We start from the raw sequence: 11,789 nt of genomic DNA, 5'->3' as shown, positions 1-11,789 counted from the left end.
TTCAGCCTCGACAGTTCCAGGTTCTGCTTGAGGGCATTGTCCACGCGGGTTTCCAGGTAGCTTCGCAGGGCTCCACGATTGGGGACATAGCCTTCCTGCGCTGCTTCCGCCACGCGTTGTGATATCCAGTCCGAGAGCATGTCCCGCCTGGGGTAGAGTATGTCGTTCTGAATGCGATCAAACAGTGGCGAACCGCGGCGGATCTCGTCCTGGGCACCGGAAAGCACTTTGACGACAATCCGGTCAGAGAGTTCTTCCATGAAGGCTTCGTAGTAGAAGTTGAAGAACTGGAAGACCCTGGTCTGGGTGAAGTCGATCACCTTGTACTGGTGCAGGCGGTAGACGATGGAAATAACCCTCAGTATCCGCAGGAAGCGGAAGGTGCCGACGGGAATGCAGCCGATGATGTCGTACCAGTGGATGAAGGGATAGAAATACCAGCGGTCGTAGACCTTTGCCTTGATGGAGTAGCCCCAGCGCACGACGAACTCGGTCAGGAAAATGCTGACGAAGATGAGGTCGTAGAAGATGAAGTTTTCGTGGATGGGGTGATACAGATCTTTGATGGCCGGGGCATTTTCTTCCAGCAGGTTCTGGATGGCGACGAAGTTGTAGGTGGAGTCGAAGATGATGAAGGCCAGATTGATGATGAGCAGGCCGAGCATCAGGAAGTCTATGACGAACCAGATGAGTTGGTGGCTGGATTTCAGGTTTTCTTTGTTGATCTTCAGCATTCAGTTTCTGGCGCCCTGTAGGCTGCGGGTTTGGGTGCTGGCGATTTCCGGGTGGTGCCATCACAGACACACCGTTAACCCGTCCGTGAGGGCTCGGCATTGCCATCCCTGGCAATACACGGCCTATGAAGGCACTACCTGGATATCGCTTCAGGCCCAGTGCTGATCGCCAACGCTATAGGCCTGATTCTGCTAATAGTTTTTACAGGTTAGCTTATTTAAACTCTGCCGACGACTTGCACTTTGATGTTGTTGCCATGGATTAAGCGCACCTCTAGCCGTTACACTCCTGTTGGTAACCTGTCCCATAACCCACACTGAATGAAGTAACGCTGCTGGATGCTTCCCCACATTGGCTATTTTTTTAACCGTCGGCTCTTGATTGTCTGCTCGATCTGGGCCCTTCCAGCGTTGGCCCTGGCACAGCAGGTGGCAGTAAAGGTAGAGGGTGACTATCCGCAGTTACAGGACAATGCCGAGGCCTTCATCGGGGAGGTTGAGGATCGCAGTGCCAACAGCCTCAGACGCTATGCAGGTACCGCTGAATCCCAGGTGGAGGACGCTCTTCGTGCACTGGGTTATTACAGCCCGGTGATTCAGTGGGAGATTATTGAACCCTCGGGGGAGAAAGAGGGACCGGCGCGCCTGGTTCTCACTGTTCAGCCAGGTGAGCCGGTTCGCGTCCGCTCACGGAAGGTTGAGATTGAGGGCCCTGCCAGTGAAGATCCCGATTTCGGCAGTTCCCTGCCACCGACACCGGCTGAAGGTGATGTGCTGAACCATGGCCAATACAGCTCGCTGCGCCAGACCATCCGGAATCGCGCCAGTCGGCTGGGGTACTTTGACGGCGAGTTCACCAGCCGCAAACTGGAAGTGGACCCGGAGAAAAGGGTGGCGGATATCACCCTGATCTATCGCAGTGGTGAGCGGTATCGATTGGGGGAGGTCAGTTTTACCGAGGGGCATGGATTCGAAGAGGAATTGCTGGAAAAATTCGTTCGCTTTGAGCCGGGTGAAACCTTTCACGCCGACAAGATCGCCAGGCTCAACACGGACCTGTCCAACAGTGGTTATTTTTCCGGCGTGGATGTTGATGCCTCTCCCGGCAGTGCCGAGGACGGAGTGATTCCGGTTTCTGTAGGCCTGACCACGCGTCCGCCGCGGTCGGTGGCTGCGGGTGTCGGGTTTTCAACGGACGTGGGACCACGCCTGCGGGGCAACTGGCGGGAGCACTGGATCAATCCCATGGGCCACAGCCGTGGTGTCGAAACCGAACTGTCGGCGCCGCGCCAGAACCTGAGCACCTGGTATGAGCTTCCCCTGGACCCGCCGATGACCGATTCCATTCGTCTGTCGGCGGGCTATCAGCGGGAAGAGATAGAGGATGTGGAATCGGAACTGCTGACCTTCGGGCAGCAATGGAAGCATCAGCTTGATAACGGCTGGCAGCAGGTGGCCTCACTTCGTTGGGAAGGGGAGCGCTTCCGGATTGGCGCTGATGAAACCGAGCAGAGTGCCCTGTTGTTGCCAGGGCTGGGCTATTCCAAACTGCAGGCGGATTCCCCCCTGGATCCGTCCCGTGGCTATCGCATCCAGTTTGACGTGACGGGGTCCCACCGGGCGGCGCTATCAAGTGTGGATATTGCTCATCTGAACTTTCTCGTCAAGGGGCTTTATACACTGGCGGGTAATCACCGCTTCCTGACCCGTTTCCAGTTCGGCGGGGTGGCCACCAATCGTTTTTCTGATGTGCCACCGTCTTTGCGGTTTTTCGCCGGTGGCGACCAGAGTGTCAGGGGTTATGGCTACGAGACCCTGTCGCCGAGAGATGATAAAGATATTGCTGTCGGTGGTCGTTTCCTGATGATTGGCAGTGCCGAGTATCAATATCAGTTTGCCGACAACTGGCGTGTGGCGGCGTTCGTCGATGAAGGGAACGCCATTGACGACCTTGCCGACCCATTGGCCACGGGCGCGGGGCTGGGTATTCGCTGGATAAGCCCCGTAGGACCCTTGCGCCTGGATATCGCCAAGGGGCTGGACCCGGAGTTCGGCGGTGAATGGCGTGTCCACTTTTCCATGGGGCCGGAGCTATGACCGAAGAGACCAGGGAAAAGCCCCGCCATCCGAAGCGGCTGCGGAACGGGTTGCTCATTGCACTGGGCGTTATCATTCTGCTGCCCCTGCTACTGGTGGGTGCGCTGTTACTGGCCTTGCGCTCGGAAACCGGCACGGCCTGGGTCATAGACCAGATTCCCGGCCTTGAGGTGGAGCAGGGCCAGGGGTCCATGCTGGGGCAATGGCAGGCCCGGTCGCTAACCTGGCAGGGTTACGGTGTCGGGCTGCGTGTCAGTGGCCCGGTGGTTGACTGGTCTCCCACCTGTCTGTTCAACAAACAGCTGTGCCTTGAGACCCTGCAGGCGGAAAGCATTGATTTGACCCTGCAGTCGTCCCCTGATCAGCAGGATGAGGGTGGTGACATCGACCTGCCCGGGATCAACCTGCCTGTTGGCCTGGCTATCCGGGACATTGACCTGGGCACCTTCACGCTGAACGATGGCAAGATCTGGGACCGGTTGCAGCTGCAGGCGGAAGGCTCCGGATCTGACTGGCATCTGCAAAGCCTTATGTTTGTCCGTGACGCCATCGAGATTGACGGGTCTGGCCGGGTACAGACCCGTGGAGACTGGCCGCTGGACCTGGAAGTTGGCATAAGCCTGCCCCCCGTTTACGGGCCTGACTGGGATTTGGCTCTCAACCTGAGTGGCAGTGCTGTGGATGTGCGGGTGCAGGGGCAAAGCACCGGATATCTGGAGGCCACGCTGGCGGGCCGCCTTGCGCCGCTGGACAGTGCACTGCCGGCGCAGTTGACGGTTGAGTCCAGTCGCTTTGTTCCCGCTGAGGGTTTGCCCGAGACCCTGGTGTTGGAAAACACGGTCATCGCTCTCGAAGGCAGTCTCGACGACGGCTTCCGCTCTGATTCCCGCACATCGCTGCCCGGCACTTCCGGCGACATATCGGTGTCGTTGAAAGGGCTGGTAACAACCGCTGGAGTAGAGGATCTCGACCTCTCGCTCTCTGGCCCGGGCGCTGGCGATGCCGGAGCAGGAAACGCCTCGGTGACGGGCAGCATGGACTGGCAGCAGGACTTCCTGGTGGATGCCCGCGTGGCGATGGACGCCTTCCCGTGGTACAGCCTGATTCCGGATTTCGAGCAGCCGCCGGTTTCCTTGCGCCAGCTGGATGGTGAGGTTCGATACCAGTCCGGTGGCTATCAGGCGAGTGTTGAAGCCAGCGTCGACGGGCCTCATGGCGAGGCTGATCTGGCGGGCGAGCTGGATGGCGACATGGAGTCCGTGAACATCTCCCGCCTGCGAGTGAACACGGGTGCCGGCTTCCTTGGCGGCGAGGGAAGCGTTGCATTTGCTGACCAGCTGGCCTGGGATGCCAGCCTGGAGCTGGACAGTTTCAATCCCGGCTACTGGTTGCCAGCACTGGAGGCCAGCCTGAACGGTGGTGTCAGAACCAGTGGACAACTGCCACAAAGCGGTGCGCCTGCGATAGAGGCAGAGTGGGACCTCTCAGGCACCTGGCAGGCCAACGACGCCCTGATACGCGGAGCGCTTGAGAGCGACGACGGGGCATGGGTGTTGTCGGGGCTGGAACTGAATGTGGGTGACAACCGGGTCACCGGCAACGGTGAGTGGGGGCGCGAGATTGCGGGCAACCTGGCACTGGAAATTCCCACCCCGGAAACCTTCCTGCCGGGCCTGGCCGGTTCACTGAGCGGAACCGCCTCGGTTTCCGGAACGCCCGACCAGCCCCGGGGCAGTGCAAGCGTGTCGGGTTCCGATCTGGCATGGCAGGACGAGCTGAGCCTTGCCAATCTGGATCTCACAGCCTCCCTCGGCGAGGGGTTGAGTGTCAGTGCTGACGCACAGGCCAGTGAGCTCCGCTACGGCGAGCAGTTGTTGCAGTCTCTGACACTCGGCCTGTCCGGTTCCCGGGATAACCATCGTTTAGAGGTCAACGCGGTTCATGAAGAGGCCGAAGTCGGTCTGCTGTTTGCCGGCGATGCGGCCGCGGACTGGAAGGCCTGGCAGGGTGCCCTGGAGCAGGGGCGTATTGATGTGCCGGAGCAGGGGCAGCAGTGGATTCTGGCGGAGCCGGCGTCGCTGGAGTATGCGGAGTCGGGCAGGCTGACATTCGGTCGCCACTGCTGGCAGTGGCAGCAGGCCTCGGTGTGTGCCGGCGACCAGCTGCTGTTACCAACCCAGGATATTGCCTATCAGATCGAGAATTTCCCGACCACGGCGCTGGCACCGCTGATGCCGGAAACCCTGCGCTGGGATACCCTCCTTGATGCCGACATCAGTCTGGTCATGACCGAAGACGGCCCGGATGGCGAAGTATCAGTGGACGCCGGTACCGGTGAGTTTGAAGTCATGGTGAGGGATGAGTGGCAGACCCTGGGGTACGACACCTTCACCACCGGGCTTCGGCTGAAGCCGGATGTCGCTGACCTGGAGGTGCGGCTCAAGGGGCCCGAGCTGGGTGATCTTTCCGTTTCCCTGGCGGTAGACCCGGAAGACAGCGAACGGGAAGTCGATGGACAGTTCCGTATTCAGGGCCTGGATATCGCGATGGCCGGGGTCTTTGCCGGACTGGAAGCGGTTGAGGGTGAACTCAATGGTGAAGGCACACTGTCCGGCCCGCTTCTGAAGCCGGCGGTGAATGGCGAGATTGCCCTGACCAGAGCGCGTATTTCCGACCCGCAGCTTCCCATGCCGCTGGAAGATATGGTTGTGAGCCTTGATCTGAATGGTTATGCCGCGGATCTTTCTGGCCGCTGGCGCAGCAATGAGCGCAGCAGCGGCAAGGTCAGGGGTGAGCTGGACTGGTCAGGGGAACCATCTATAGAAGTCAATATCACCGGTGACCGACTGCCTTTCAGCTACGATCCCTATGCCCGGGTGGAACTGGTTCCGGATATTACCGTCACCTATGGCGGCGGTGACCTGGCAGTTAACGGTCGCCTGGAGGTTCCCCGTGGCCAGATCGAGATCAGGGAGTTGCCTGCCCAGGCAGTTTCGGTATCGGAAGACGAGGTGATCGTCGGAGCAGAACAGCAAGAGGGCGGCTTGCGCTCCCTGAATATGGATGTAACCGTGGTTGTGGGTGAGGATGAGGTTACCTTCAACGGCTTTGGCGTAACCGGTAACCTGGAGGGCACCCTGCGTATCGGTAACGACATGGACACCCGGGGCGCCCTGCAACTGACTGATGGCCGCTATGAAGCCTATGGCCAGGAGCTGGAGCTTCGCAGGGCCAGGCTTCAGTTCGTGGGGCCCCTGACAGAACCCTATCTCGACATTGAGGCCATACGGCGGGTTGACACTGTGGTGGCAGGCATCCGCCTCAGTGGTCCTGTAAGTGCTCCCCGGACCGAGGTATTTTCCGAACCGGAAATGCCCCAGACGGAGGCATTATCCTATGTGATCCTGGGACGGCCACCTCAAAGCCAGGGCGACCAGGGCCAGATGAGCCGGGCAGCGATTTCCCTGGGCCTGACCCAGGCCAACAAGGTCACCCAGGGCCTTGGTGAAGAGATTGGTATACGGAACCTGACGCTGGAAGCGGAGGGCAGCGGGGAAGACTCGGCGGTGGTCGCCAGCGGCTACCTGACCGACGAGCTCAGCCTTCGCTACGGTGTGGGTATTTTCGAGCCGATCACCACCGTTGCCCTGCGTTACGATCTTGGCCGGTACTTCTATCTGGAGGCGGCCAGCGGCCTGGCAGCTTCCCTGGATATCTTCTATACACGGGATTTCTGAGCGGGCCCGTTACTCCAGTTCGAAGGTGGCGCTGACTCTGGCGGTGAGCTCTCTGGGGCCCACCTCGGAGACAGTGTCCGACGAGGCACGCATTTCTGCCATCATCGGAACCGGTGGCTGGTGGCCATCATTGATATTGATGCTGATGACTTCACCGCAGTGCCTGTCGAGTTCGTTGGCAACAAAGTCGCATCTTGCCCTGGCATCGGCAATAGCACCGGCCAGTGCCTGCTTGCGGAGACTGCTCTCGTTGGAGTGGAAGAACTGATGCGGCCCCAGATTATAATCCATGCCCAGTGCCTGGGCCTGTTCCAGAAGCGGATTGAGCAGTGACAGGTCAGCAATGGTGAAACTCACGGTTTGCGATGCGACCGCCAACTTCTGTGGTTCCTGATCACGCTGCTGAGACGGGATCGAGCGGCTGTAGAGCTGCACAGACGCATCACTGTAGGCACTAAGCTGGTCACGATAGTCACTGATGCCGTCCCGCCATTGTTCCATCTGTTCATTAGCGCGCCGGGTAGCGGTCTCAGGCAGGTTGTGTTCAGCACTGGCGGTAAACTGCAGCCGTGCGCTGTCTGGCGTATACTTCACGGATGCCTGGCCGCTCAGGCTCACCTCCCCGGCAACTGCGCCCAGGGGAAGGAGCGCCGCGGCAGCGGGGACCAGCAGGTATCGATGAACGGTGGGAAACATTGTGGGATCTCCATGCTATTGCACAACAATCAGGTCAGGTTGACTCCCCGGGAGCGTGACATCCTGCTCAGGCTGACCGGGAGCGACCCTCATTATGTGACGACCCGGGACCAACTGAAAGAGTGGGCGGCCCGTCATCTGGAAGCGTTGCCTGGTGATGCCCGGGAGATCCGGGAAATCAAGGCGATCCTGCAGCATTACCTGCCGCTTTGAGTGATATCGTCTGAGGCGTTTTGCGTCTCCGTCGGTTCATCCAGCCTTATCAGTTTTTTCTCTTCTGCGGCGTGGACAAAGTGTCGGAAGATCCGTCGGTGACCACCGTGATAAAGCAGATATTCCGGGTGCCACTGGATACCCATCAGCCACTGCCCACGGGTGTTTTCTATCGCCTGTACGAAATGGTCATTATCCAGAGCCACAACCCGAAGGTGTGTGCCGAGAATCTTGATGGTCTGGCTATGGATGCGGTTGGCCCCGATCACTGGCTGGCGCATGACCTGTCCAAGACGGCTGTCGCTGACCACGCGGACGGTCTGCATGGGAAGCAGAAGCGGGCGGTGACGGGTGTTTATTCGCAGTGGCGTGATGTTCTGGCACAGCGAGCCGCCGCGGAAAATATTGATGAACTGGGCGCCCCTGCAAATACCCAGCACTGGAATACCCAGTTCTTCCGCGCGGGTAAGCAGGCGGAAATCCGTTTCATCCCGGCGCGGGTCATAGTTGGCGGTCACCTGTGGTGTCTGCCCGTAGCGGGAAGGATGAACGTGTGTGCCGCCAGAAAGTATCAGGCCGTCAAGCAGGGATACGTCCACTCTGGCGCCGGGGCGGATAAAGTGGGTACGAGCGCCCTGCAGGCGAAGGGCAAAGCTGATCAGCCGGTGCGCCAGGCTGCGGCGCAGAGGGCCACTGATCCCGATGGTGAGGCCGGGATGTTCAGGCTTTTCCTTGACGGCTTCAGACATAATTCCGGGACCGCAGCCACTGCTCGGAAGTGTCGACCCAGCTAGTGGTCAGGTTGTGGAAACTCAATTTCCGGCTGTCGCGGAACCCGGCGATCAGATCAGCAAGATCGCCGGCGTTGGCGGCCAGTTGCTCCAGAACTACCCAGTCATTCCATACTGTCGAGAAGTGCCAGAACGGGTTGTCGATATCACAGTCCGGCAGCCGGTAGTGCAGGGTGGGCCTGCTCTTGATGCGTTCGTCATTCACGTACCGCCCCAGTAACTCGCTGTTCAGATGGGCGAACAGGGGCAGCAGGTCCAGCGCCTTGTTGCGGGTCGGGTTGTAGTGCAGGTAGTCCTTCATCAACTGATCCATGTCGGGATCATAATTCTCAGCAACCAGGAGGTCGATGTAGGTGCTGCTCCAGGGTTCGATGTAACTGGTCAGCTTGCGGCTGAAGTCGATCTGGTGTCGCGCCTTGAGCCACTCGTACAGGGCTGCAAATACCTGTAAATAACGCACCAGCGTTGATGCCTTCAGGTCTGGAAGTTCAGGGTTCAGTTGCAGGCCGAACGCATAGTGAAGGGCTTCCCGGCTGCCACGGGCACCCGCCTTGCGAAGTTCGTCACAGAGGATCTCGATTCGCTCCAGTTCACTGAATGGCAATGGCGGGCTGATAATTTCCAGCGGCACGATCTTCTCTGCCGCTGCGTCTATCACGCTCATTGCCTGGCCGCCAAGTTCCCGGACCGATTCGGGCAGCCTCTGGTCCTGGAGGTCCAGGTCCTTGATGGGGTCCGAGTCCAGTTCAATGGTGAAGGTACCGACATCCGTTGAAATCTCTGACACGTAGCGCGCAACGGACTTCGCGCCACCGCCAAGAAGCTGCGAGGAAAGGGACACCAGATCCTCGTACCCGAGTCCCGACAGTTCAATCTCGACACCGACTTTCCGTTCCTTGCCGTCATCGGTCTTCATGATGCCCGGCATACTGCATTTCTTGCTCATTCATGCGTCTCCACAAAGGGTTAGCTTCACTCTATCACAGTCCTTGAAGCTGAAAGCGACCGTAACCGGCCAAAACACAGGGCCCCGGGAAAAATTTCAGGCACGGGCTTTACACTGGATATAACACTGTATATAGTCGAATTACTGTATATAAAAACAGGGCTAACCGGGGTCACCGACAGATGAAGCTGACAGCAAGGCAGACACAGGTACTGGAAATCATTCGTCGCTCTGTCGACGAGACGGGATATCCACCTACCCGCGCGGAAATTGCCGCAGAACTCGGGTTCCGCTCAGCAAATGCCGCGGAAGAGCACCTCAGGGCTCTGGCCAGGAAGGGCGCCATCGAAATGGTTCCGGGGGCAAGTCGTGGTATCCGCCTGCCGGAGGTTGAGGCTGATCCGGGGCTGCCGGTGATAGGCCAAGTGGCGGCCGGTAGCCCGATTCTCGCCCAGGAGCACATTGAAGACCACTGTACCCTGCAGCCGGAATTCTTCTCGCCTTCGGCAGACTATCTGCTGCGTGTACGCGGTATGAGCATGAAGGACATCGGTATTCTGGATGGTGACCTGCTGGCCGTGCACAGCACCACCGACGTGCATAATGGCCAAATTGTCGTGGCCAGGGTTGGTGAGGAGGTAACCGTAAAGCGGTTCCGTAAGGACGGCTCGAAAGTGTATCTCATTGCAGAGAACGAAGAGTTCGCACCCATTGAAGTGGATCTGACAGAACAGGAATTATTTATTGAGGGGCTCGGCGTGGGTGTTATCCGGCGCTCGGATCTTCACTGATACCCCGGTATCCGGACATTTCAGGCAGTGCTGCGCAGAGTGTCAATCGCTGCTGGGCTCCGCCTAAAGGCAGATGAGGCTTATCATGGAACAACTCAGCTTTAATCAGAACCTGGCATACGCTCACGGAGGCGGGAGATTCGTCAGCCCGGAGGCTGCAGGTTTAAGCAGCCATGATGTCGACAGTACGCGATCCAGCCAGGCATATCCGGCACAGCCGACAGGCAATGTGACGGAAATCATCTTGCCTGAAGGGCAGGTTGAAAATTTCCAGCTGTTGTTGCCGATGCTGACACAATTAAACCAGGAAAAGCGCTGGCTGGCGTGGATCGACCCGCCCCAAAGCCTGGTCAGTAAATGGCAGACCATGCGCGGGATTGTGGCGGGTGAACTGCTGGTTTTGCGGTCAACCCAGGACTATCCGGCCCGTCAACTGGCTGAGCGGGCGTTAAGCGCGGGCACCTGCCATGCCGTTGTGATGTGGACGCGGAAGCTTGGGCGTGAGGCCCTGACGTCGCTGGAGCAGGCTTCAGCCAAGGGTAACAGCCACGGTGTTGTGCTGCGTCAACGGTAAAAGCTCAGGGCGGCGCAGCCCGGTGCTGCGCCCGGCTCAGTGAAGTGTATAGGAGGGACGGATGTCGTGTGCGTCCGACTCTTCGTCGTCCCAGTCGATATCGTGGGCAACGTTACCTACGGCTTCGATGCCTGCGGCAATCATGGCCTTGGCGACGTTCATATCGCGATCTTCCATCATTTCCCTGGCTTCGTCTGAGAAGGATATTTTCACCAGTGGAGCACTGTCGTCATCGATACGACGAAGTGCGTAATCGCCATTGCTCAGTTGTACAATCTCGAAAAAAGAGGGTGACATTCAGTTAGCCTTTCAGTTCATTCCCATGGTGGCGGCGGATAGCAGTGGCAGATCTTAGGGTTACCACCAGCTGTGCCGTTCCTCAAGGGTATCGGTAAAATGTTTGATCGCATTCAGGGTTTGCTCCAGCGCCGGTTTTGATCTGTCCGGGCCCGGATCCGCAGAAACAGCAATGACGTTTTCGTCGCTTACGGTTTTTTTGGCCGTCGGCGGATTGCCCTGATGTTGTTCCAGTTGCTCCAGGTGGTTCCACCAGCTATTGGCCGCGCCAGCCAGTTGATTCAGCTCCGCTGTCTCGGGAATTTCGTCGCCCAGCAGTTCGGATAAAGCCCTCAGGCTATCAGGCCTGGCCTGTTTCTCCTGGTACATTCTTGCAATCATGACCAGCACCAGTTTCCTGGCACGTAGAGCAAGTTCAATGGAGCCCTGGGCAAGAGCTTCCCGAACTGGAACACTCTCGTTCTCGTCCAGTTGGCCCAGCAGGGTTCTGGCAAGGAAAATCTTCTGGGAAACCAGTGAGTGCCACGATGACGCCATGGATGTACCTGTATGGGTAGCCAATGTTGTGCGATCAATTAACTGCCAATGATAACATTTCCGGCTGTGAATTTCTTCCCTCCTGTTTTACCGCGTCCCTTTGACAAGAAACTACAAAGATTCACTTGAAACGGTCGTTTGAATTTGGCAAAAAGGCGCCCCTGTTTTTGAGTGTCTTTTGATCGTCTGACTCTGGATTCCGGTTAACCGGAAGCCGCAACCGGATTGTGTCCAGATCAGTTTCAGTGGAGGTGAAAGGGAATGCGTAACCATTTGGTCGCGGGTTTTACAGTGGCAATGCTCGGATTTTCAGTGAGCGGGTACACGAAGGTCAGCGAGTCGGAAGCCGAGCGATTGGGCAAGGAACTGACCCCCG

At 58.4% G+C, this 11,789-nt stretch carries 11 protein-coding genes; 5 read left to right on the top strand and 6 right to left on the bottom strand.

From position 1 onward, the window contains the following. The coding region (locus tag ACESMB_RS13100) for a hypothetical protein (protein ID WP_372971763.1) at nt 1-734 on the bottom strand (734 nt) is incomplete at its 3' end. A gap of 339 nt (nt 735-1,073) precedes the next feature. Here ACESMB_RS13100 and ACESMB_RS13095 point away from each other — a divergent pair. Continuing rightward, entirely contained in the window at nt 1,074-2,831 is a 1,758-nt protein-coding gene (locus ACESMB_RS13095; protein ID WP_372971762.1) for an autotransporter assembly complex protein TamA, read from the top strand. Continuing rightward, nucleotides 2,828-6,568 carry a translocation/assembly module TamB domain-containing protein gene (locus ACESMB_RS13090; protein WP_372971761.1) on the top strand — a complete coding sequence of 1,247 codons (3,741 nt, stop codon included), beginning with the start codon at nt 2,828-2,830 and terminating at the stop codon, nt 6,566-6,568. Before ACESMB_RS13095 ends, ACESMB_RS13090 begins: the two co-directional genes overlap by 4 nt. A gap of 9 nt (nt 6,569-6,577) precedes the next feature. On the opposite strand, the gene ACESMB_RS13085 is transcribed toward ACESMB_RS13090, so the two are convergent. After that, complete coding sequence (locus ACESMB_RS13085; protein WP_372925045.1) at nt 6,578-7,264, bottom strand: SIMPL domain-containing protein; 687 nt, start codon at nt 7,262-7,264, stop codon at nt 6,578-6,580. A 12-nt stretch (nt 7,265-7,276) separates the two neighbouring features. Here ACESMB_RS13085 and ACESMB_RS13080 point away from each other — a divergent pair, with 12 nt between their 5' ends. Then, complete coding sequence (locus ACESMB_RS13080; protein ID WP_372925046.1) at nt 7,277-7,477, top strand: hypothetical protein; 201 nt, start codon at nt 7,277-7,279, stop codon at nt 7,475-7,477. Here the strand turns inward: ACESMB_RS13080 and ACESMB_RS13075 are convergent. Further along, nucleotides 7,462-8,226, bottom strand: coding sequence for a gamma-glutamyl-gamma-aminobutyrate hydrolase family protein (locus ACESMB_RS13075; protein ID WP_372925048.1), 765 nt, complete (start codon nt 8,224-8,226; stop codon nt 7,462-7,464). The genes ACESMB_RS13080 and ACESMB_RS13075 overlap by 16 nt on opposite strands. Next, the gene (locus ACESMB_RS13070; protein WP_372971760.1) at nt 8,219-9,214 is read right to left on the bottom strand and encodes an amidoligase family protein; all 996 of its coding nucleotides are present in this window, start codon (nt 9,212-9,214) and stop codon (nt 8,219-8,221) included. The genes ACESMB_RS13075 and ACESMB_RS13070 overlap by 8 nt, the downstream gene beginning before the upstream one ends. A 182-nt stretch (nt 9,215-9,396) precedes the next feature. Here ACESMB_RS13070 and lexA point away from each other — a divergent pair, with 182 nt between their 5' ends. Beyond that, the gene (lexA, locus tag ACESMB_RS13065; RefSeq protein ID WP_372925050.1) at nt 9,397-10,005 is read left to right on the top strand and encodes a transcriptional repressor LexA; all 609 of its coding nucleotides are present in this window, start codon (nt 9,397-9,399) and stop codon (nt 10,003-10,005) included. A gap of 85 nt (nt 10,006-10,090) precedes the next feature. Further along, nucleotides 10,091-10,579 carry a cell division inhibitor SulA gene (locus tag ACESMB_RS13060; protein WP_372971759.1) on the top strand — a complete coding sequence of 163 codons (489 nt, stop codon included), beginning with the start codon at nt 10,091-10,093 and terminating at the stop codon, nt 10,577-10,579. A gap of 36 nt (nt 10,580-10,615) precedes the next feature. Here ACESMB_RS13060 and ACESMB_RS13055 read toward each other — a convergent pair whose 3' ends face one another. After that, the gene (locus ACESMB_RS13055; protein ID WP_372925052.1) at nt 10,616-10,876 is read right to left on the bottom strand and encodes a hypothetical protein; all 261 of its coding nucleotides are present in this window, start codon (nt 10,874-10,876) and stop codon (nt 10,616-10,618) included. Between the two features lie 60 nt (nt 10,877-10,936). After that, complete coding sequence (locus tag ACESMB_RS13050) at nt 10,937-11,413, bottom strand: DUF6586 family protein (RefSeq protein WP_372925053.1); 477 nt, start codon at nt 11,411-11,413, stop codon at nt 10,937-10,939. Between the last annotated feature and the right edge of the window lie 376 nt (nt 11,414-11,789).

It is taken from the genome of Marinobacter sp. (assembly GCF_041686475.1).
Classification (GTDB): domain Bacteria; phylum Pseudomonadota; class Gammaproteobacteria; order Pseudomonadales; family Oleiphilaceae; genus Marinobacter.
This window is presented reverse-complemented; position numbering and strand designations above follow the sequence as displayed.